Raw genomic sequence first — 20,753 nt, forward strand, 5'->3', positions numbered from 1 at the left:
CAACTCAGAGCGGGGCGATATCGCCCCTCGCCCAGCCTTCCTGCGTCTCCGCCATGAAATCGGCGAAGCGGCCTTCATCGATTGCCTTGCGGATGCCGGCCATCAGGTCCTGGTAGTAGGCAAGATTGTTCCAGGTCAGAAGCATGCCGCCGAGCGATTCATTGGCGCGTACGAGATGGTGCAGGTAGGCGCGCGAATAGTCGCGGGCGGCCGGGCAGTTCGATTCCTCGTCGAGCGGGCGCATGTCTTCGGCATGGCGGGCGTTGCGCAGGTTGATGCGACCGCGGCGGGTGAAGGCCAGTCCGTGGCGGCCGGAGCGGGTCGGCATCACGCAATCGAACATGTCGATGCCCCGGGCGACGGATTTCAGCATGTCGTCCGGCGTGCCGACGCCCATCAGGTAACGCGGCTTTTCGGTCGGCAGGTGCGGCACGGTCGTGTCGATCATGTCGAGCATGACCTCCTGCGGCTCGCCCACCGCCAGGCCGCCGATGGCGTAGCCCTTGAGGCCGAGGCCGGACAACGCGTCCGCCGAGCGCACGCGCAGCTGGGGGATATCGCCGCCCTGCACGATGCCGAACATCGCCTTGCCGGGTTGGTCGCCGAAAGCCACCTTGCAGCGTTCGGCCCAGCGCAACGACATTTCCATGGCGCGCTCGATTTCCTTGGGCGACGCGGGCAGCGCCACACATTCGTCGAGTTGCATCTGGATATCGCTGCCGAGCAGGCCCTGGATCTCGATCGATCGCTCGGGCGACATGTGGTGCAGCGCGCCGTCGACATGGCTCTTGAAGGTGACGCCCTGCTCGTCGAGCTTGCGCAGGCCCGAGAGCGACATGACCTGGAAGCCGCCGCTGTCGGTGAGGATCGGATATTGCCAGCGGATGAGTTCGTGCAGGCCGCCGAGCCGCGCGACGCGCTCGGCGCCGGGGCGCAGCATCAGGTGGTATGTGTTGCCGAGGATGATGTCGGCGCCGAGGTCGCGCACCTGGTCGAGATACATCGCCTTTACCGTGCCCGCCGTTCCGACGGGCATGAAGGCCGGCGTGCGGATGGTGCCGCGCGGCATGGAGACCTCGCCGCGCCGCGCCTTGCCGTCGGTGGCCAGCAGTTTGAACTCAAAGTTTTCGGTCATCGGTCGTTCCGGAAAAGCAGGCTGGAGTCGCCGTAGGAATAGAAGCGGTAGCCGGTCGCGATCGCATGCGCATAGGCGCCGCGCATCGTCTCCAGGCCGGAAAAGGCGGAGACGAGCATGAAAAGCGTCGACTTCGGCAGGTGGAAATTGGTCATCAGCATGTCGGCGGTGCGAAAGCGGTAGCCGGGCGTGATGAAGATGCCCGTGGCACCGGACCACGGCTTGATCGTGCCGTCCGCGTCCGCCGCACTTTCGAGGAGGCGCAGCGACGTCGTACCGACGGAGACGATGCGCCCGCCCCTCGCCCTGACAGCGTTGAGCGCGTCGGCCGTCTCTTGCGAAACGTATCCGATTTCCTCGTGCATGACGTGCTCGGTCGTATCGTCGGCCTTGACCGGCAGGAAGGTGCCGGCGCCGACATGCAGCGTCACGAAATGGCGCTCGACGCCGAGCGCGTCGAGCTTTTCGAAGAGCGCATCGGTGAAATGCAGGCCGGCAGTCGGAGCGGCGACGGCGCCCTCCTCGCGGGCGTAGATCGTCTGATAGTCGCGCCGGTCCGCCTCGTCGTCCTCGCGCTTGGAGGCGATGTAGGGCGGCAGCGGGATATGGCCGACGGTGGCAATGGCGCGGTCGAGTTCAGGGCCGGAGGCCTCGAAATGCAGGGTGATATCACCGCCCTCGCCCTTCGCCTCGACGATCGCCGCGAGACTGTCGCCGAATGTGATGCGGTCGCCCAGCTTGATGCGTTTTCCGGGCTTGGCAAAAGCCTTCCAGCGGTCGGCGGCGATGCGCATGTGCAGCGTCGCGGACACTTTCTGGCCGCCAGCGCCCTCGCGGTGGCGAATGCCTTCGAGCTGTGCGGGAATGACGCGGGTGTCGTTGAAGACCAGCGCGTCGCCGGCCCGCAGCAAGGACGGCAGATCGCCGACGGTGCGGTCCTCGTAGGGGGCTTCGTTTGCCGGGCGCACGACGAGCAGCCGTGCGGCCTCGCGCGGGCTGACCGGGCGCAGTGCGATATTGTCTTCCGGCAGATCGAAATCGAAGAGGTCGACGCGCATGGCAGGCCTCAGTACAAGCGGATCATCAGCGCGCCGACGACCAAAAGCATGGCGCCGGCGATGCGGCCGACGGACAGTTCCCGAACCGCCATGCCGAGAAAGCCGATGCGGTCGAGCAGGATGCCGGCGAGAAGCTGGCCGGAGACAGCAAAAGCCATGACGGCAGCCGCGCCGATGCGCGGCGTCAGAAAGATCGCGGTCGTGACATAGACCGTGCCGAGCGCGCCACCGGCGACATAGAGCCAGAAGGCCGGGCCGCGCCAGTCCGGCGCCCGGCCCTCGAAGGACGATGTGGCCAGTACCACGATGGCAAGGATGAGCGCACCGGAGAGGAACGAGACGCACGCTGCCGCAACCGGCATGCCGAGCCCGCGGCCGAGCAGCGCATTGATCGGAGCCTGGATAGCGATGCACGCGCCGGCCGCAATGCCGAGCAGCGCCCAGAGAAAAGCAGCCATGTCGGGTGTCTCTTGAAAAGCGCACAAAGAAAAACCGCGCCCGCCGGGGCGAGCGCGGTCGAAATCGATCGTTGTCTATCAGGCAGTCGCGTCGGCGGCAACCTTCATAGAGACGATGGTGTCGGGATCGCGCACGGGCTCGCCGCGCTTGATCTTGTCGATATTGTCCATGCCTTCGATGACCTGGCCCCAGACGGAATATTGCTTGTTGAGCCAGGGGGCATCCGTGAAGCAGATGAAGAACTGCGCGTTGGCGGAGTTCGGCATCTGGCTGCGGGCCATCGAGCACGTGCCGCGCACATGGTTCGTGTTGGAGAACTCGGCCTTCAGGTCCGGCTTTTCCGAGCCGCCCATGCCGGCGCGGGCCGGGTTGAAGTCCTTGCCGCCGGTCTTGCCGTACTGCACGTCGCCGGTCTGCGCCATGAAGTCCTCGATGACGCGGTGGAACACGACGCCGTCATAGGCGCCTTCGCGCGTCAGTTCCTTGATGCGCGCGACATGTCCCGGAGCGAGATCCGGAAGAAGCTGGATGACCACCTTGCCCTTGGTGGTTTCCATGATGATGGTGTTTTCCGGATCCTTGATCTCGGCCATGGTCTTTCTCCTTCAAAAGCGTGTTGCGCAAAAGTGTGAAGCGATTTTGCGATTACAACAGGCAGAAAATAAAAGGTGGGATTATTTGCCGACCGTAACCTTGACCATGCGGTCAGGGTCGGTCACGGAACCGTTGTTGGCGTCGTCGCCGCGCTTGATCTTGTCGACGTTTTCCATGCCCGAGACCACCTTGCCGACGACCGTGTACTGGCCGTTCAGGAAGTCGCCCGGCGCGAACATGATGAAGAACTGCGAGTTGGCGGAGTTCGGGTCCTGCGACCGCGCCATGCCGACCGTGCCGCGCTCGAAGGGCACGTTGGAGAATTCCGCCGGCAGGTCCGCCTGGCTGGAGCCGCCCGTGCCGGCCGCCTGCGCCTGGTAGCCGTCGGCCAGATCGCCGTACTGCACGTCGCCGGTCTGCGCCATGAAGCCTTCGATCACGCGGTGGAAGGCGACGTTGTCATATTCACCGGCGGCGGCCAGCGCCTTCATGCGCTCGACATGCTTCGGCGCGACCTGCGAATTGAGTTCGATGACGACCGGGCCGTCCTTCAGCTGGATCGTGAGGAAATCGGCGGCCTGGGCAAGGGTGGCGCCTGCGAGGAAAAGGGCTCCTGCAAAGGCGAGACGAAGGATTTTCATGATAGCTCCCTTGAGAGTTCAGGGTGATTGCGCTCAGCCCTTGCGGGCTTTCAGAGCCTGGAAGACGGGCACCGGCACGAAGGCACTGACATCGCCGCCCATGGCCGCGATCTGGCGGACCAATGTGGCGGTAATGGGCCGCGAGGCAACGCCCGCCGGCAGAAAGATCGTCTGCACGTCCGGCGCCATCTGGCGGTTCATGCCGGCCATCTGCATTTCGTAATCGAGATCCGTGCCGTCGCGCAGGCCCCGGATCAACAGGTGCGCACCGTGTGTGCGGGCCGCATCGACGACGAGGTTCGAGAAGGAAACGACGCTGACATCCCCTGCCCGCGCCGGCATCGCCTCGGTGATCGACTGGCGGATGAGGTCCGAGCGCTCCTCGAAGGAGAAGATCGGCGTCTTGCCGGGGTGGATGCCGATCGCGACGATGACCTTGGGCGCCACGTTCAGCGCCTGCACCAGCACGTCGATATGGCCGTTCGTGATCGGATCGAAAGAGCCAGGGTAGAAGGCGACTGTCATCGGCAGGGTCCCGTTTGCCGCCTTTTGTCATGGACCGCCCGTTTTCGCAAGGGCGCAGCCCGTCGCATCCCGAACTGTCCCCCGCAAGAACGTGAACCCGTTATGAATGGCCCGTTCAAGACCATTTCAGGCAGAGCATGTCTAAATGACAGCATCGGGGTCTGGAACAAAGGTCGCGCTCGCGCATTCTCCAGACCGAACACAGCGAAACAAGTAATGCGTTTCCTTAGGCTTGAAGGAACACAAAAATGGCACTCGCTCTACTCTGCATGACGATGTTCATCGCGCTCACCGCAGCGACGATTCACGCGCTTCGCGAAGAGGATCGCCCGGCCGCCGATAAGCTCGCCGCTCGCGGCAAGTGGCTGCGCTGAGGACCTGTGATGGCTGCGCTCACAATCCTTTCCACCATCCTCATCGCCACCGTCTTCACCTTCGATTTCGCCCGCACCATCCATGAACTGAAAAGGGATCGTGCGGAAATGAAGGCGGTGAAGGTGAAAACAGAAGCAGGCGGCTTTGGCGTCTAGCACGCCCCCCTATGGCGCCCGCGCGTTCGACGCGCAAACGACGCCCTAGCACGTATGTCGCCGTAACGCGGGTGGCCTTCCCTCCGGGCCGCCCGCACCAAATGAAAAGCCGGACGGTCGTTCCCTGCCCGTCCGGCTTTTCCATTTCTACAAGGATGCGAGGACTTATTCCTCGCCGGGTGCTGCCGCATCCCCGGCGTCGATTTCGCCTTCAACCTCGACATCCACCGCTTCCACATCATCCTCGCCTTCCGGCTCGCTGATGCGCTCAACCGAGACCACCTTCTCGTCCTTGGCGGTCGAGAAGATTGTGACGCCCTTCGTCGCGCGGCTGGCGATGCGGATGCCATCGACCGGTACGCGGATGAGCTGGCCGCCATCGGAGACGAGCATGAGCTGGTCCTTGTCCTCGACCGGGAAGGCGGCGACGAGTTCGCCAATCTCGTTGGTCTTGGACGTGTCCGTGGCGCGAATGCCCTTGCCGCCGCGGCCGGAGGTGCGGAAGTCGTAGGAGGACGACCGCTTGCCGAAACCCTTCTGCGAGATGGTCAGCACGAACTGTTCGCGGGCACGGAGCTCCTGATAACGCTCTTCCGGAAGATCGCCGACCTCACCGACATCCTCGCCGACCAGGGCGATATCCTCCTCGTCGACGCCGCTCGCGCGGCGTTCGGCTGCTGAGCGCTTCAGATAGGCCGCGCGTTCCCACGGCTCGGCATTCACATGGCTGACGATCGTCATCGAGATGATCCGGTCGCCGGCGCCCAGCGAGATGCCACGCACGCCGACCGAATTGCGGCCGGCGAAGACGCGCACGTCATCGACCGGGAAGCGGATGCACTGGCCGAGCGCGGTCGTCAGCAGCACGTCGTCATTCTCGGTGCAGGTCTCGACGTTGAGGATCTCGTCACCCTCTTCCTCGAGCTTCATCGCGATCTTGCCGTTGCGGTTGACCTGGACGAAGTCCGACAGCTTGTTGCGGCGAACCGTGCCGCGGGTCGTCGTGAACATCACGTCGAGGTTTTCCCACGTCGTTTCGTCCTCGGGCAGCGGCATGATGGTCGTGATGCGCTCGCCGGACTCGATCGGCAGCATGTTGATGAGCGCCTTGCCCTTCGACTGCGGCGTGCCGATCGGCAGGCGCCAGACCTTCTCCTTGTAGACGATGCCACGCGAGGAGAAGAACAGAACCGGCGTATGCGTGTTGGCGACGAACAGGCGGGTCGCGAAATCCTCGTCCTTCATGGCCATGCCGGAGCGGCCCTTGCCGCCGCGGCGCTGCGCACGGTAGGTGGCGAGCGGCACGCGCTTGACGTAGCCGGCATGCGATACCGTGACGACCATATCCTCGCGGGCGATGAGGTCCTCGTCGTCCATATCCGGACCGCCTTCGAGGATCTCGGTACGGCGCGGCGTGCCGAACTCGTCGCGCACGGAGGCAAGCTCGTTCTTGACGATGTCCATCATGCGCACGCTCGACGACAGGATATCGAGGTAGTCCTTGATCTCCTCGCCGATCTTGTTGAGTTCCTCGTCGATTTCTTCGCGGCCAAGCGCCGTCAGGCGGGCAAGGCGCAGTTCGAGGATCGCGCGGGCCTGCTCTTCCGAGAGGTTGTAGGTGAGGTCCTCGTTGATGCGGTGGCGCGGGTCGTCGATGAGCTTGATCAGCACGTCGACGTCCTTGGCCGGCCAGCGGCGCTCCATCAACTGCTCGCGCGCCGTCTGCGGATCCGGCGCGCGGCGGATGAGGCCGATCACCTCGTCGATATTGGCGACGGCGATGGCGAGGCCGACCAAGACATGCGCGCGGTCGCGCGCCTTGCGCAGCAGGTATTTCGTGCGGCGGCTGACGACTTCCTCGCGGAAGGAGACGAAGGCGCGCAGCATGTCGAGCAGCGTCATCAGCTCCGGCTTGCCGCCGTTCAGCGCCACCATGTTGCAGCCGAAGGAGGTCTGCAAAGGCGTGTAGCGGTAGAGCTGGTTGAGGATCACTTCGGCATTGGCATCGCGCTTCAATTCGATGACGACGCGGTAGCCCTGGCGGTCGGATTCGTCGCGAAGGTCGGAAATACCCTCTATGCGCTTGTCGCGCACCAGTTCGGCCATCTTCTCGATCATCGACGACTTGTTCACCTGGAAGGGAACTTCCGTGACGATGATCTGCTCGCGGTCGCCGCGCATCGGCTCGATATGGGCGCGCCCGCGCATGATGACGGAGCCGCGGCCGGTCTCGTAGGCCTGGCGGATGCCGGCGCGGCCGAGGATCAGCGCGCCGGTCGGGAAGTCCGGCCCCGGAATGTGCTGCATCAGGTCGAGCAGTTCGATCGCCGGATTGTCGATCAGCGCGATACAGCCGTTGATGACTTCGGAGAGATTGTGCGGCGGAATGTTCGTCGCCATGCCGACAGCGATGCCGCCTGCCCCGTTGACCAGCAGGTTCGGGAACTTTGCCGGCACGACGACCGGCTCGCTCATCGTGCCGTCGTAGTTGTCGCGGAAGTTGACGGTTTCCTTGTCGAGGTCGTCGAGCAGCGAATGCGCCGCCTTCTCCAGGCGGCATTCCGTGTAACGCTGGGCTGCCGGCGGGTCGCCGTCGATGGAGCCGAAGTTGCCCTGGCCGTCGATCAGCGGCAGGCGGAGCGACCAGTCCTGCGCCATGCGGGCAAGCGCGTCGTAGATCGCCGAGTCGCCGTGCGGATGGTATTTACCCATCACGTCACCGGTGACGCGGGCCGACTTCACATATTTCTTGTTCCAGTCGACGCCCATCTCGCTCATCGAGTAGAGGATACGCCGGTGCACGGGCTTCAGGCCGTCGCGCACATCGGGCAGCGCGCGGGACACGATCACGCTCATGGCGTAGTCGAGATACGACCGCTGCATTTCCTCGATGATGGAAATAGGCTCAATGCCGGGTGGGTTTTTGCCGCCGGGTGTCGATTGCTCTGTCAATTTTGATCACGATCGTTGTTCAGAATCAGTCTTGTTTTATAGCCTACCGGCGCCTGCGGCGCCAATTTTGCAGAGGGTTTTGAACAGGCTTTTGCGAGGTAAATCCGGTAATTTGCGCATTTTCGTGGCATCACCGTCGCAAGGCTGCGACCACCCTTCCCTTGCGGGCCGCCCTCACCTAACAATAGACCCACAAGGTCGGGAAAATCGGCCGCGAAACGGCGAGGGGAACGCCTTCATGCTCACTGTCGATCTTCTGGTCAATGCGATCACGACCCTACTCGTGACCATCGACCCGCCGGGTCTCGCGCCGATCTTTCTGGGGCTCACCGTTGGCATGACGCGGCCGCAGCGCAAGCAGGTGGCGCTGCGCGGCTCGCTCATCGCCTTCTGCATTCTCGCCGTCTTCGCGCTGACGGGTGCGGGCGTGCTGTCGCTGCTCGGCATCTCGATCGGCGCCTTCCGCATCGCAGGCGGCCTGCTGCTCTTTTGGATCGCCTTCGAGATGATCTTCGAGCGCCGCAACGAGCGCAAGGAAAAGACCAGCGAAGTGGCGATCACCCGCGATCACATCCACAACATCGCCGTCTTCCCGCTGGCATTGCCGCTGATCGCCGGCCCCGGCGCCATTTCCGCGACGATCCTGCTCTCCGGCTCCTTCCCCTCCGCGCTCGAACGCACCGCGCTGATCGGCGTGCTGGCGCTCTGCCTCGTCATCCTCTTCCTGTCGCTCGTCATCGCTGAACGCATCGACCGGTTCCTCGGCGCAACCGGCCGCGCGATCCTCACGCGCCTGCTCGGCGTGATCCTGGCGGCGCTGGCGGTGCAGTTCGTGGTGGACGGCGTGAAATCGGCCTTTGCCGGGTAAAAGCCAGCCTGGCTCAAGCGTCGCTGCCTAGCGTTGCGGCAACTTGAACCAGGGCCCTCCATATGATTCCCGCACCCCATGTGAATGCGTCTCCCATCACGATCGACCAACTGACCTCCAGAACGTTCACCTTCCGTGCGGAACCGAGGGGCGAGGAGATCAGCGACCGGTTCATCTTCCAGAAAAACGGCTTTATCGCCGGCTATAGCCATCCGAACGAATCCTTCTGGCGGCTGAACGGCGAGGCGGTGGAAATCGTCGACAAGCTCGGCAAGGCGACCTGCGTCATGCTTTCGGTGGCCGATGGCACCGGCCGGCTGGCCTTCTCCGGCAATTTCCTCAATCCGAATGGGGATTATGCCAAGACCGAGATCCTTCACACGCTGGAGGAAAACGCCTCAGACCTCCACGCGCACATCCAGAGCTTCGACCTTTTCGATACGCTGGTCGCGCGCCGCTGCAACGATCCCCTGCAAGTCTTCCGCGCCGTCGAGGCGAAATGCGGCATTGCCGGTTTTGCGACACGGCGCCATGCGGTCGAGATGGCCATGTTCGGCCGCCGCACCTACGGCCTGGACGACATCTATTCCGCCCTCATCGCCGAAGCGACGCTGACGGAGGCGCAGGCCGAAAGCACGCGCCTGCTGGAGCTCGAAGAAGAATGGGACATGCTCTTCCCGATCCAGGAAGTCGTCGCGCGCGTCGATGCCCACGACATCATCATCTCCGACATGTACCTGCCCTACGCCTTCGTCAGCCGCATCCTCAAGGAGAAATGCGGCCTGGACAACAAGCTCTACCTCAGCAACTACGGCAAGCACCACCGCGTCATCTGGCCGAGCATCCTTGCGGAACATACGATCCGCACGCATTTCGGCGACAACATCCACGCGGATATCGTCGGCGCCGCCGCCGCCGGCATCAACCCGACGCTGGTCAGCATTTCGAAATGGGACCGCACGGAAGAGATTCTGCACAGCGCGGGCCTCGCGCCCTACGCCCATGCGCTGCGGGAAACGCGGCTCAAGACCTTCCATCGCGATCCCGCCATCCACAACGTGCTGAAGGCACAGGCGGCGGTCAACATTCCGCTCATGGTCGTCGGCGCCTTCTGGGCGCTGCATTGCGCTGAGCGTTTCGGCGCGGACAAGATCCTGGCAGCGTCGCGCGATTGCAACCTGTGGCACCAGATGCTGGCCTCCACCCATTTCGCCCGCGCCGGCATGCCGCCGGTTTCCTATTTCCAGGTGTCGCGCACGCTCTGCTACGACAAGTCGACCGAATACGAGGCCTATCTGCGTGGCCGGCTCGGTGCGCGGACCCTGCTGATCGACGTCGTGGGAACCGGCAATTCGCTGACCCATCTCATCGATCGCCTGGAGCTTCAGGACAGGCTGCGGCCCAGCATCCTGGTGACCGACCCGACCGTTTCGCCGGACGAAACCAAATACGACACCCTGGTGCGACGGGATTTCTTCCAGTACCGCGTGTTCCTGGAGGGCCTGAACGCCTCGCTCGACGGCTCGGCCGTCGCCGCGCATGCCGAGAACGGCTCGGTCACGATCACCGCCCAGCCGAACGAATTCGACGTGGACATGCACCAGGCGATCATCGCGTCGCGCGCCGTCTTCGAGCAGTTCCTGGTGAGCCTGGAGCGCTTCACGCCGCCGCGCGAAAAGCCGGCGCCTGGCATGCTGCAAGCGGCAGCGGAAGCCCTGATCGAACTCCTGCCGGCCCACGCCCCGAAGCTGCAGACGATCCATCGCGAGCAGCTCAGCAATCTCGCGCGGGGAAGCCTGCGCAACGTCGCAAGCTAAAAAACGCGGACGGCGGCTTTGGGTCTGCCCCAGAGCCGCCGTCATCATCTATCCGGTGTTCTTGGAACAGCCAGCATTCTCAGAACGGAATGTCGTCGTCCATGTCGCGCGAGAGCGGCGAACCGCTCGAACGGTTGCCGCCGGAGGCGCCGCTGCCACTGCCGCCGCCCGAAGAGGGGCGCGAACCGTAGTCGTCGTAGCTCTGCGCGCCGCCGAAGTCGCTGCCGCCCCGGCTCGCGCCGCCGCCTTCACCGCGGCCGTCCAGCATGGTCAGCGTCGAGTTGAAGCCCTGCAGCACGATTTCCGTCGAATAGCGGTCGTTGCCGGTCTGGTCCTGCCACTTGCGGGTTTGCAGCGCGCCCTCGATATAGAGCTTGGCGCCCTTCTTCACATATTGTTCGATGACCTTGCAGAGAGGTTCGCTGAAGACGACGACCGTGTGCCATTCCGTCTTCTCGCGGCGCTCGCCGCTGTTGCGGTCTTTCCAGGATTCGGAGGTGGCGATGCGCAGGTTGGCGATCGGCCGACCGTCCTGCGTGCGCCGGATTTCCGGGTCCGCCCCGACGTTCCCGATCAAGATCACCTTGTTGACGCTTCCAGCCATACCCGTCTTTCCCGTTTCGCTCCGGGCCTCGGCCCGACATCACTTCACACCATGAATGCGGCATCTTACCGGCTGTCGTCTGCCAGCGCCGCCCCGCATAAGTGGTAATCCACAGATCAATTGCGAATTTTTGTTCTTTTTTTGTTCTAATAATTCCCTACACTCTTGTCAACCGAATCGGAAACGGGCACGGAATCTTCTGATCGCGCATGGACAGGCCCAAACCTATCCCTACATAGGGGCCAACCCCTATTAGAACGCGCAACGACTTCTGACGCTGGATACCATGAGCGAACTCAAGACAATTTCCATCCGCGGCGCACGCGAACACAATCTCAAGGGCATCGATCTCGACCTGCCCCGCAACAAGCTGATCGTCATGACCGGGCTTTCGGGCTCCGGAAAGTCGTCGCTCGCCTTCGACACGATCTATGCCGAGGGCCAGCGTCGTTATGTCGAGAGCCTCTCCGCTTATGCGCGCCAGTTCCTGGAGATGATGCAGAAGCCGGATGTCGACCAGATCGACGGCCTGTCGCCCGCCATCTCCATCGAGCAGAAGACGACTTCGAAGAACCCGCGTTCGACCGTCGGCACGGTCACCGAGATCTACGACTACATGCGTCTCTTGTTTGCGCGCGTCGGCATTCCCTATTCGCCGGCGACGGGCCTGCCGATCGAGAGCCAGACGGTCAGCCAGATGGTCGACCGCGTGCTGGAATTCGGCGAAGGCACGCGTCTCTACATCCTCGCGCCCGTCGTGCGCGGCCGCAAGGGCGAGTACAAGAAGGAACTCGCCGAGCTGATGAAGAAGGGCTTCCAGCGCGTCAAGGTCGACGGCCAGTTCTACGAGATCGCCGATGTGCCGGCGCTCGACAAGAAGTACAAACATGATATCGACGTGGTGGTCGACCGCGTCGTCGTGCGGCCTGACCTTGCCGCGCGCCTGGCGGACAGCCTCGAAACCAGCCTCAAGCTCGCCGACGGCCTTGCGATCGCGGAATTCGCCGACAAGCCGCTGCCGGTCGAGGAAACCTCCGCCGGCGGTTCCGCCAACAAGTCGCTGAACGAGACGCATGAGCGCGTGCTGTTTTCCGAAAAGTTCGCCTGCCCCGTCTCCGGCTTCACCATCTCGGAAATCGAGCCGCGGCTCTTCTCCTTCAACAATCCCTTCGGCGCCTGCCCGACCTGCGACGGCCTCGGCAGCCAGCAGAAGATTGACCCTGATCTCATCGTGCCGGAAACGGAGCGCACGCTGCGCGACGGCGCCGTGGCACCCTGGGCGAAATCCTCCTCGCCCTATTACAACCAAACGCTGGAAGCGCTCGGCGCCGCCTATGGCTTCAAGCTCTCCAACCGCTGGTCGGAACTGTCGGAAGAGGCGCAGGACGCCATCCTGCACGGCACGAAGGAGAAGATCGAGTTCAACTACAAGGACGGCGCGCGCTCCTACAAGACGGTAAAGACCTTCGAAGGCATCGTGCCGAACCTCGAACGCCGCTGGAAGGAGACGGATTCCGCCTGGTCGCGCGAAGAGATCGAGCGCTACATGTCCGCCGCCCCCTGCCCGGCCTGCAACGGTTTTCGCCTGAAGCCCGAGGCGCTGGCGGTGAAGATCAACAAGCTGCATATCGGCGAAGTGACGCAGATGTCGATCCGCGTCGCGCGCGACTGGTTCGATGTGCTGCCGGAAAACCTGAACACCAAGCAGAACGAGATCGCGGTGCGCATCCTGAAAGAGATCCGCGAGCGCCTGCGCTTCCTCAACGATGTCGGCCTCGAATATCTCTCGCTTTCGCGCAATTCCGGCACGCTCTCCGGCGGCGAAAGCCAGCGCATTCGGCTCGCCTCGCAGATCGGTTCGGGCCTGACGGGCGTGCTCTACGTGCTGGACGAGCCCTCAATCGGCCTGCACCAGCGCGACAATGCCCGCCTGCTCGATACGCTGCGGCATCTGCGCGACATCGGCAACACCGTCATCGTCGTCGAACATGACGAGGACGCGATCCTGACGGCGGACTATGTGGTCGATATCGGCCCCGCCGCCGGCATCCATGGCGGCGAGGTCATCGCCCAGGGCACGCCTGAGCAGGTGATCGCCAACCCCGCGTCGCTTACCGGCAAATATCTCTCCGGCGAGCTCTCGGTCGCCATTCCGGGAGAACGCCGAAAGCCGAAGAAGAAAAAGGAAATCAAGGTCGTCGGCGCGAAAGCCAACAACCTGAAGAATGTCACGGCCGCCATTCCGCTCGGCGTCTTCACCGCGGTCACCGGCGTGTCCGGCGGCGGCAAGTCGACCTTCCTGATCGAGACGCTCTACAAGTCGGCCGCGCGCCGCATCATGGGCGCGCGCGAAATCCCGGCAGAACACGAGCGCATCGACGGTTTCGAATTCATCGACAAGGTCATCGATATCGACCAGTCGCCGATCGGCCGCACGCCGCGCTCCAACCCCGCCACCTATACCGGCGCCTTCACGCCGATCCGCGACTGGTTTTCCGGCCTGCCGGAGGCGAAGGCGCGCGGCTATCAGCCGGGCCGCTTCTCCTTCAACGTCAAGGGCGGGCGCTGCGAAGCCTGCCAGGGCGACGGCGTCATCAAGATCGAGATGCACTTCCTGCCCGACGTCTACGTCACCTGCGACGTCTGCCACGGCAAGCGCTACAACCGCGAGACGCTGGACGTCACCTTCAAGGGCAAGTCGATCGCCGACGTGCTGGACATGACGGTGGAGGAAGGTGTCGAGTTCTTCGCAGCCGTGCCCGCCGTGCGCGACAAGCTGGTGACGCTGAACCAGGTCGGCCTCGGCTATATCAAGGTCGGCCAGCAGGCGAACACCTTGTCCGGCGGCGAGGCGCAGCGCGTCAAGCTCGCCAAGGAGCTTTCGAAACGTTCCACCGGCCGCACGCTATACATCCTCGACGAACCGACGACCGGCCTGCACTTCCATGACGTGGCAAAGCTCTTGGAAGTGCTGCACGAACTGGTAAACCAGGGCAATTCGGTCGTGGTCATCGAGCACAATCTGGAAGTCATCAAGACCGCCGACTGGGTCATCGACTTCGGCCCCGAGGGCGGCGATGGCGGCGGCGAGGTGATCGCGGAAGGCACACCGGAGGATATCGTGAAGGTGAAGCGCTCCTATACCGGCCATTTCCTCAAGGAACTGCTGGAGCGCCGGCCTATGAAAAAGGCGGCGGCGGAGTAACGGATGATCCTGATCGGCCAGTACGACTCGTCCTATGTACGCCGCATGGGTATTGCCCTGCGGCTCTACGGCTTGCCGTTCGAGCACCGACCCTGGTCGGTGTTCAGCGAGAGCGAGAAGGTGCAGGCGCTCAACCCGCTGATGCGCGTGCCGACGCTGGTGCTCGACGACGGCGACGTGGTGGCCGACAGCAGTTCCATCCTCGACCATCTCGACAGCCTCGTGCCGCCGGAAAAACGCCTGCTGCCGCAGGCCGGGCCGGAGCGGCGGCAGGTGCTGAAAGTCATGACCCTCGCCACCGGTTTCGCCGACAAGGGCGTCAGCCTCTTTTACGAGCTGCACCTGCACGAAACGCCGTCCGCCTATTTCGTCGAACGCTGCCGCTCGCAGATCGCGACCGTGCTGGCGGCGCTGGAGGCCGAGCGTGCGGCGCGGCCGGGCGATTTCTGGTTCGGCCGCATCACCCATGCCGACATCGCCGTCGCCTGCGCCTGGCGGCATGTGAGCGAGGCCCATCCCGGCCTCATCGATCCGGCGGCCTATCCAGCGCTTTCCGCCCATTGCGCCGGCATGGAGGCCCTGCCGGTGTTCCAGGAAATTTCGCAAGCCTTCATCGCGCCCGCTTGAGGCGCGCCGCCATCCTGTCTGTCGAGGAGAGCAAGACATGAGCACATCCGGCACCATTCGCACCGGCATCGGCGGCTGGACCTTCGATCCGTGGGAAGGCACCTTCTACCCGGAAAAGCTGACGAAGAAGCGGCAGCTCGAATTCGCCAGCCGTGAACTGAGGGCGATCGAGGTCAACGGCACCTATTACGGCTCGCAGAAGCCGGAAACCTTCGCCAAATGGGCCTCCGAAGTGCCGGACGGTTTTATCTTCTCGCTGAAGGCCAGCCGCTTCACGACCAACCGCAAGGTGCTGGCCGACGGCGGCGAATCCGTCGAAAAGTTCCTGACCCAGGGGCTAACAGAACTCGGCGATCATCTCGGCCCGATCCTCTGGCAATTCCCGCCGACGAAGAAATTCGAGCCGGAGGATTTCGAGGGGTTCTTAAAACTGCTGCCGGAAAAGCTGGACGGCCTCGCGCTGAAACATGCCTTGGAAGTGCGCAACGACACGTTCCTGGTGCCGGAATTCGCAGCGCTTGCCCGCAAATACAAGACGGCGGTTGTCTATGCACAGCACGAGGACTATCCGGAGATCGCCGACGTGACGGCCGATTTCGTCTATGCGCGCCTGCAAAAAGGCTCCGACGACATCAAGACCTGTTATCCGCCAAAGGCGCTCGACGAATGGGCGGCAAGGCTGAGGGACTGGGCCGCCGGCGGCGAGCCGGGCGACTTGCCGAAGATCGACCCGGACACCAAGCCCGCCAAGAAAGCCCGCGACGTCTTCGCCTTCTTCATCACCTCCGGTAAGGTGAACGCACCAAACGGCGCGCGTGAACTTCAGAAGCTAACCGGCTGAGGTCTTTGCATAATTTTGCGGAGTGGCGGTTTAATCGACCCCGGTCCGACAGTTCGAGTCTTCTCGACCGCAGCAAAAACCCTTATGCAACCGGCCACGGTTGAATGGCGTCCGGCAGGTCCTCTGCCGTTAGCCCCTCGCCGGCAATGCGGCCGGCTTCGCCGTGGCGCCAGACGGCGCTGGCGGCGGCTTCGAAGGGGGGCATGCCCTGGGTCAGGTGCGCACCGACCATGCCGGCGAGCACGTCGCCGGAACCGGCGGTCGCCAGCCAGTGAGGGGCGTTTTCGTTGACGAGCGCGCGGCCGTCGGGTGCAGCGATCACGGTGTCGGCGCCCTTGAGGATGACGGCGCCGTTGCTGCGGCTCGCCGCCTTCTGGGCGCGTTCGATCTTCGAAAGTGTCTTATCCGCGGCGAGGTCCGGGAAAAGCCGGGCGAACTCGCCGTCATGCGGCGTCAGGACAAGCCTCGCCCGCCCGCCCGCGAAGAAGGAGAAGAGGACGGCCGGATCGTCGCGGAAGGCGCTGATGCCGTCGGCGTCCAGCACGAGGTGGCGATCCCGTTCTGCAAGCAGTTTTACATAGGCTCTTGTCTTTTCGGCATCGCCGAAGCCGGGGCCGAGCACGAAGGTTTTCAGGCGCTCGTCGTCGAGCAATGCAGCGAGATCGGCCTCGTTGTCTATGGCCTTCAGCATCACCGCCGTCAGGTGCGCGGCGTTGGCCGGTAGCGCATCACGGGGGGAGAGCAGCGTGACCAGGCCCGCGCCGGCGCGGAGGCCGGCCATGGCGGAGAGGCGCGCAGCACCGGTTGCCGTCGCCGGGCCGGAGAAGACGGCCAGGTGACCACGGACATATTTGTGTGTGGCGCCGGTCTGCGGCGGCAAAGCGAGGCGCCAGATGGCGGGCGTGTTCACGCGCATATGGTCGGCATGCCGGGCAAGGATGCGCGCGGGAATGCCGATATCGAAGACCTCCAGTTCGCCGGCCAGGGTTTTGCCGGGCAGGAGCAGGTGACCCGGCTTGCGGCACATGAAGGTGACGGTGGCGGCGGCCTCGAAGGCCGCGCCCCTCACCTGCCCTGTCCGCCCGTCGACGCCGGACGGCAGGTCCACCGCCAGAACGGGAAGCACGGCCCTGCGGACCGCCTCGATGGTTTTTGCGACCTCGTCCGGAACGTCGCGCGCCAGGCCGGCGCCGAAGAGCGCGTCGATCACCACGTCGCCAGGCTGGGGCGCGTAGCTCACGAGCGGCGCGACCGGGCCTTGGAAGGCCGCGAAGGCGGTTGCTGCATCGCCTTTCAAAGCGCCGGGGTCTCCAAGAGCATAGACCGCGACGCAAGCACCTACCTCCTGCAAGGCGCGCGCCGCGACATAGCCGTCGCCGCCGTTATTGCCGGGGCCGCAGAGCACGGCGAAACGCAACGCGCCTGGAAAACGGCGAAGCGCCGTCGCGGCGACGGCCTGGCCCGCCCGCTCCATCAGGCCATAGCTTGAAAGGCCTGAAGCGGCGGCGGCCTGGTCGATATGGCCCATATCGGCGGGCGTAATGATGAGCGTGTCGATTTCCTGGTGCATTCCCCACCATGCCCGCAATGGCATGATCGAGACAAGCGCGACGATCGGCGCAGCGTAAAGCCTATTTTTTCATCATATGCATATTCGGTATGCTCAAATTTGCAGCTTCGCGCCCCGAGATGGCAAGGCATGCCCCTCATGCGGGCTGGGTGGCACAGAAAGTGACAAATTTTAGGCAGAATTCGCTAGCCCTTTTGCCCGGAAAGCCGCATCATCCCGGCGTGATGACGAGCGGGATCACGAAAGAAACGGATTTCATCCGATTTGGCAGACATTCCGCATCAAGTTGGCATGCTACGTGCATTTGAAGTGGTCAGCAGGCGCAATCCTGCGCAAACGGGAGAAGCGGAGAGACATTTTCTCATGAAAAAGATCGAAGCGATCATCAAGCCTTTCAAGCTCGATGAGGTGAAGGAAGCCCTTCAGGAAGTTGGCCTGCAGGGAATTACCGTCACCGAGGCGAAAGGCTTTGGACGCCAAAAGGGGCACACGGAACTTTACCGTGGCGCCGAATACGTCGTCGATTTTCTGCCCAAGGTGAAGGTCGAAGTCGTGCTGGCGGACGAAAACGCGGAGGCCGTCATCGAGGCCATCCGCAATGCGGCCCAGACCGGCCGCATCGGCGATGGCAAGATCTTTGTCTCCAACGTCGAAGAAGTCATCCGCATCCGCACCGGTGAAACCGGCGTCGACGCCATCTAATCCCGCCTTGCCGTTCGGCCAAGGCTTCCACCTCGTCATCACACACAGGGACTATAAAAAATGACGACTGCCAATGATATCCTCAAGCAAATCAAGGAAAACGACGTCAAGTTCGTCGACCTGCGCTTTACCGATCCCAAGGGTAAGATGCATCACGTTACGATGGATGTCGGCGTCGTCGACGAAGACATGTTCGCCGATGGCGTCATGTTCGACGGCTCCTCGATCGGCGGCTGGAAGGCGATCAACGAGTCCGACATGGTGCTGATGCCGGATACGGCAACGGTTCACATGGACCCGTTCTTCGCGCAGTCCACCATGGTCATCATGTGCGACATCCTCGACCCGGTCTCGGGCGAATCCTACAACCGTGACCCGCGCGGCACGGCCAAGAAGGCTGAAGCTTACCTCAAGGCCTCGGGCATCGGCGACACCGTCTATGCCGGTCCGGAACCGGAATTCTTCGTGTTCGACGACGTCAAGTACAAGGCCGATCCGTACAACACGGGCTTCAAGCTCGACTCGTCCGAACTGCCGTCGAACGACGACACCGACTACGAGACCGGCAACCTCGGCCATCGCCCGCGCGTCAAGGGCGGCTACTTCCCGGTTCCCCCGGTCGATTCCTGCCAGGACATGCGTTCCGAAATGCTGACGGTGCTCACCGAGATGGGCGTCACCGTTGAGAAGCAGCACCATGAAGTGGCGGCCGCCCAGCACGAGCTCGGCGTCAAGTTCGACACGCTGGTTCGCAGCGCCGACAAGGTGCAGATCTACAAGTACGTCGTGCACCAGGTCGCCAATGCCTATGGCAAGACGGCCACCTTCATGCCGAAGCCGATCTTCGGCGACAACGGCTCGGGCATGCACGTCCACCTGTCGATCTGGAAGGACTCCAAGCCGCAGTTCGCCGGCGACGAATATGCCGGCCTGTCGGAATCCTGCCTCTACTTCATCGGCGGCATCATCAAGCACGCCAAGGCGATCAACGCCTTCACCAACCCGACGACGAACTCCTACAAGCGTCTCGTCCCGGGCTATGAAGCGCCGGTCCTGCTCGCCTACTCGGCCCGCAACCGTTCGGCTTCGTGCCGTATTCCGTTCGGCACTGGTCCGAAGTCCAAGCGCGTCGAAATCCGCTTCCCCGACCCGCTGGGCAACCCGTACCTCGGCTTCGCCTCGATGCTGATGGCCGGCCTCGACGGCATCAAGAACAAGATCCATCCCGGCAAGGCCATGGACAAGGATCTGTACGACCTGCCGCCGAAGGAACTGAAGAAGATCCCGACGGTCTGCGGCTCTCTGCGCGAAGCGCTGGAAAGCCTCGACAAGGATCGCAAGTTCCTCACCGCCGGCGGCGTGTTCGACGACGACCAGATCGATTCCTACATCGAACTGAAGATGGTCGAAGTCATGCGCTACGAAATGACGCCGCACCCGGTCGAGTTCGACATGTACTACTCCGCCTGATCGGCTCAAGAATTCCTCCCGTCTTCGGACGGGAGGTTTTCAAACAAAAAACCCGGCCAATGGCCGGGTTTTTTGTTGCCGTATCGTCGAAAAAATTACGGCTGAAGCCGCTGCTTGAGCAGGTTGAGATATTCTTCGTTGCTGTCGTCGCCGCCGCTGGTGGAGGTTGCGGCACCCGCCTTGCAGGCAGGCTTGTAGTCGAGCGCCATGCCGGCCTTGACGCAGACGCCGACCTGCCAGCCCGGCGGCAGCGCCGTCAGGTCCACCGTCCTCCATTTCGGATGGCCGGTCGTCTTCAGCTTGTCGAGCCCGGAGACGATGAGGTTGGAGAAATCCGCCACGGTCTTGCAGCTGTCGCGGTGATAGGCGTTGCGCTTGGTGTCGTAGTCATAGGTCATCATCACGGCCTTGACCGCGATCAGGTCGACCGGCTGATCCTGGAAGGCATAGGTGCCGGCATCGATGCGCGAGGGCGTGTAGGTCGCCAGCAGCGGCGCCTCGGTGATCGGCACGAGGTGGAATTTCGCCTTGTCGATCGTGTTGCCGGAGAAGAGCGATGCGGGCGCACCTGCCACGTAGAAGAAAGCGTCGATCTCGCCGGAGAGCAGCTTTGGCAGCGCCTCCTCCGGATTGATGTCCATGCGCTGGCCGGCCTTCACCTGCAGGATGTCCATGATCAGCGTTGCGGTGAGGAAGGTGCCGGAATCCTTCTTGCCGACGGCGACCTTCCGGCCGGCGAGATCCTTCATGCTGCCGATGTCCTTGCGGGCGAGCACATGGATCTCTTCATTATAAAGCGGGAACATGATGCGTACGCCCTTCACCGCCTTCTGCACCTCGGGGTCGTTCGCCTCGAAGGTCTTCAGGTATTCGAGCACGTCGCTCTGCACGATGCCGAACTGTGTGTTGCGGCGGTTGCGCACGCCAACGAAATTTTCCAGCGAGCCGGCGCTTTCCACGACATTGAGTTTCAGGCCGCATTCGGCGCCGAGGGCCGCAATGTCGCGGCCGACCTTGATATAGGTGCCCTGCGCACCGCCGGTCATGATGTTGCGCTCAAATTCCTGTGCCGAGGCCCCGCCCACGAAAAGCGCAAGACCAAGGGCTGCCGCCAGAACGGATCGCTTCATCGAAAATCTCCTTCCCAAATCCGAC

19 protein-coding genes are annotated in these 20,753 nt (G+C 63.3%); 9 read left to right on the forward strand and 10 right to left on the reverse strand.

Going from position 1 to position 20,753, the window contains the following annotated elements; translation table 11 throughout:
* Positions 1 to 4 precede the first annotated feature (4 nt).
* From tgt to coaD, 6 genes are all read right to left on the reverse strand, one after another.
* On the reverse strand, positions 5 to 1,135 hold the full coding sequence (tgt, locus tag GB927_RS06810; protein ID WP_256115913.1) for a tRNA guanosine(34) transglycosylase Tgt: 1,131 nt from the start codon (positions 1,133 to 1,135) through the stop codon (positions 5 to 7).
* Positions 1,132 to 2,193 carry a tRNA preQ1(34) S-adenosylmethionine ribosyltransferase-isomerase QueA gene (gene queA / locus GB927_RS06815; RefSeq protein WP_256115914.1) on the reverse strand — a complete coding sequence of 354 codons (1,062 nt, stop codon included), beginning with the start codon at positions 2,191 to 2,193 and terminating at the stop codon, positions 1,132 to 1,134. Before queA ends, tgt begins: the two co-directional genes overlap by 4 nt.
* An 8-nt stretch (positions 2,194 to 2,201) precedes the next feature.
* Entirely contained in the window at positions 2,202 to 2,651 is a 450-nt protein-coding gene (locus GB927_RS06820; RefSeq protein ID WP_256115915.1) for a DMT family transporter, read from the reverse strand.
* Positions 2,652 to 2,729: 78 nt separating this feature from the next.
* On the reverse strand, positions 2,730 to 3,245 hold the full coding sequence (locus GB927_RS06825; RefSeq protein WP_256115916.1) for a peptidylprolyl isomerase: 516 nt from the start codon (positions 3,243 to 3,245) through the stop codon (positions 2,730 to 2,732).
* A gap of 81 nt (positions 3,246 to 3,326) precedes the next feature.
* Positions 3,327 to 3,887 (reverse strand): peptidylprolyl isomerase, encoded by a 561-nt coding sequence (locus GB927_RS06830; RefSeq protein WP_256115917.1) that lies wholly within the window; start codon positions 3,885 to 3,887, stop codon positions 3,327 to 3,329.
* Between the two features lie 33 nt (positions 3,888 to 3,920).
* Positions 3,921 to 4,412, reverse strand: a complete 492-nt coding sequence (gene coaD, locus GB927_RS06835; RefSeq protein ID WP_256115918.1) for a pantetheine-phosphate adenylyltransferase — start codon at positions 4,410 to 4,412, stop codon at positions 3,921 to 3,923.
* Positions 4,413 to 4,660: 248 nt separating this feature from the next.
* Here coaD and GB927_RS06840 point away from each other — a divergent pair, with 248 nt between their 5' ends.
* Positions 4,661 to 4,786, forward strand: coding sequence for a hypothetical protein (locus GB927_RS06840; protein ID WP_256115919.1), 126 nt, complete (start codon positions 4,661 to 4,663; stop codon positions 4,784 to 4,786).
* A gap of 9 nt (positions 4,787 to 4,795) precedes the next feature.
* Complete coding sequence (locus GB927_RS06845) at positions 4,796 to 4,942, forward strand: hypothetical protein (protein ID WP_256115920.1); 147 nt, start codon at positions 4,796 to 4,798, stop codon at positions 4,940 to 4,942.
* A 165-nt stretch (positions 4,943 to 5,107) separates the two neighbouring features.
* Here GB927_RS06845 and gyrA read toward each other — a convergent pair whose 3' ends face one another.
* A complete protein-coding gene (gyrA, locus tag GB927_RS06850) occupies positions 5,108 to 7,894 on the reverse strand; it encodes a DNA topoisomerase (ATP-hydrolyzing) subunit A (protein ID WP_256115921.1) in 2,787 nt (928 codons plus the stop codon).
* 238 nt (positions 7,895 to 8,132) lie between these two features.
* Between gyrA and GB927_RS06855 the strand changes: the two genes are divergently transcribed.
* Entirely contained in the window at positions 8,133 to 8,762 is a 630-nt protein-coding gene (locus GB927_RS06855) for a MarC family protein (protein WP_256115922.1), read from the forward strand.
* 62 nt (positions 8,763 to 8,824) lie between these two features.
* On the forward strand, positions 8,825 to 10,579 hold the full coding sequence (locus GB927_RS06860; RefSeq protein WP_256115923.1) for a hypothetical protein: 1,755 nt from the start codon (positions 8,825 to 8,827) through the stop codon (positions 10,577 to 10,579).
* Positions 10,580 to 10,658: 79 nt separating this feature from the next.
* Here the strand turns inward: GB927_RS06860 and GB927_RS06865 are convergent, their stop codons facing one another.
* The gene (locus GB927_RS06865; RefSeq protein ID WP_256115924.1) at positions 10,659 to 11,183 is read right to left on the reverse strand and encodes a single-stranded DNA-binding protein; all 525 of its coding nucleotides are present in this window, start codon (positions 11,181 to 11,183) and stop codon (positions 10,659 to 10,661) included.
* Between the two features lie 286 nt (positions 11,184 to 11,469).
* Here GB927_RS06865 and uvrA point away from each other — a divergent pair, with 286 nt between their 5' ends.
* Genes uvrA through GB927_RS06880 form a run of 3 tightly spaced genes read left to right on the forward strand, consistent with a single transcriptional unit; the run spans position 11,470 to position 15,856 of the window.
* Positions 11,470 to 14,388: an excinuclease ABC subunit UvrA gene (gene uvrA, locus GB927_RS06870; RefSeq protein WP_256115925.1), complete on the forward strand. Its 2,919-nt coding sequence runs from the start codon at positions 11,470 to 11,472 to the stop codon at positions 14,386 to 14,388.
* A gap of 3 nt (positions 14,389 to 14,391) precedes the next feature.
* Entirely contained in the window at positions 14,392 to 15,015 is a 624-nt protein-coding gene (locus tag GB927_RS06875) for a glutathione S-transferase family protein (RefSeq protein WP_256115926.1), read from the forward strand.
* Positions 15,016 to 15,052: 37 nt separating this feature from the next.
* Complete coding sequence (locus GB927_RS06880) at positions 15,053 to 15,856, forward strand: DUF72 domain-containing protein (RefSeq protein ID WP_256115927.1); 804 nt, start codon at positions 15,053 to 15,055, stop codon at positions 15,854 to 15,856.
* Positions 15,857 to 15,938: 82 nt separating this feature from the next.
* Here the strand turns inward: GB927_RS06880 and GB927_RS06885 are convergent, their stop codons facing one another.
* Positions 15,939 to 17,426, reverse strand: a complete 1,488-nt coding sequence (locus tag GB927_RS06885) for an NAD(P)H-hydrate dehydratase (RefSeq protein ID WP_256115928.1) — start codon at positions 17,424 to 17,426, stop codon at positions 15,939 to 15,941.
* 363 nt (positions 17,427 to 17,789) lie between these two features.
* On the opposite strand from GB927_RS06885, the gene GB927_RS06890 reads away from it, so the two are divergent.
* A complete protein-coding gene (locus tag GB927_RS06890; RefSeq protein WP_003515720.1) occupies positions 17,790 to 18,128 on the forward strand; it encodes a P-II family nitrogen regulator in 339 nt (112 codons plus the stop codon).
* Positions 18,129 to 18,188: 60 nt separating this feature from the next.
* Positions 18,189 to 19,598: a type I glutamate--ammonia ligase gene (gene glnA, locus GB927_RS06895; RefSeq protein WP_256115929.1), complete on the forward strand. Its 1,410-nt coding sequence runs from the start codon at positions 18,189 to 18,191 to the stop codon at positions 19,596 to 19,598.
* Between the two features lie 95 nt (positions 19,599 to 19,693).
* Here the strand turns inward: glnA and GB927_RS06900 are convergent, their stop codons facing one another.
* Positions 19,694 to 20,728, reverse strand: a complete 1,035-nt coding sequence (locus tag GB927_RS06900; RefSeq protein ID WP_256115930.1) for a TAXI family TRAP transporter solute-binding subunit — start codon at positions 20,726 to 20,728, stop codon at positions 19,694 to 19,696.
* Positions 20,729 to 20,753: the final 25 nt, after the last annotated feature.

The sequence above is a fragment of the Shinella lacus genome (genome assembly GCF_010994755.1).
Lineage (GTDB): Bacteria > Pseudomonadota > Alphaproteobacteria > Rhizobiales > Rhizobiaceae > Shinella > Shinella lacus.

Coding starts and splice junctions, on each gene's coding strand:
- GB927_RS06900 (WP_256115930.1), bottom strand. CDS start 20,728: ATGAAGCGATCCGTTCTGGCGGCAGCCCTTGGTCTTGCGCTTTTCGTG.
- GB927_RS06875 (WP_256115926.1), top strand. CDS start 14,392: ATGATCCTGATCGGCCAGTACGACTCGTCCTATGTACGCCGCATGGGT.
- GB927_RS06820 (WP_256115915.1), bottom strand. CDS start 2,651: ATGGCTGCTTTTCTCTGGGCGCTGCTCGGCATTGCGGCCGGCGCGTGC.
- uvrA (WP_256115925.1), top strand. CDS start 11,470: ATGAGCGAACTCAAGACAATTTCCATCCGCGGCGCACGCGAACACAAT.
- GB927_RS06845 (WP_256115920.1), top strand. CDS start 4,796: ATGGCTGCGCTCACAATCCTTTCCACCATCCTCATCGCCACCGTCTTC.
- glnA (WP_256115929.1), top strand. CDS start 18,189: ATGACGACTGCCAATGATATCCTCAAGCAAATCAAGGAAAACGACGTC.
- GB927_RS06880 (WP_256115927.1), top strand. CDS start 15,053: ATGAGCACATCCGGCACCATTCGCACCGGCATCGGCGGCTGGACCTTC.
- coaD (WP_256115918.1), bottom strand. CDS start 4,412: ATGACAGTCGCCTTCTACCCTGGCTCTTTCGATCCGATCACGAACGGC.
- GB927_RS06885 (WP_256115928.1), bottom strand. CDS start 17,426: ATGCACCAGGAAATCGACACGCTCATCATTACGCCCGCCGATATGGGC.
- tgt (WP_256115913.1), bottom strand. CDS start 1,135: ATGACCGAAAACTTTGAGTTCAAACTGCTGGCCACCGACGGCAAGGCG.
- GB927_RS06890 (WP_003515720.1), top strand. CDS start 17,790: ATGAAAAAGATCGAAGCGATCATCAAGCCTTTCAAGCTCGATGAGGTG.
- queA (WP_256115914.1), bottom strand. CDS start 2,193: ATGCGCGTCGACCTCTTCGATTTCGATCTGCCGGAAGACAATATCGCA.
- GB927_RS06830 (WP_256115917.1), bottom strand. CDS start 3,887: ATGAAAATCCTTCGTCTCGCCTTTGCAGGAGCCCTTTTCCTCGCAGGC.
- GB927_RS06860 (WP_256115923.1), top strand. CDS start 8,825: ATGATTCCCGCACCCCATGTGAATGCGTCTCCCATCACGATCGACCAA.
- GB927_RS06825 (WP_256115916.1), bottom strand. CDS start 3,245: ATGGCCGAGATCAAGGATCCGGAAAACACCATCATCATGGAAACCACC.
- GB927_RS06855 (WP_256115922.1), top strand. CDS start 8,133: ATGCTCACTGTCGATCTTCTGGTCAATGCGATCACGACCCTACTCGTG.
- GB927_RS06840 (WP_256115919.1), top strand. CDS start 4,661: ATGGCACTCGCTCTACTCTGCATGACGATGTTCATCGCGCTCACCGCA.
- GB927_RS06865 (WP_256115924.1), bottom strand. CDS start 11,183: ATGGCTGGAAGCGTCAACAAGGTGATCTTGATCGGGAACGTCGGGGCG.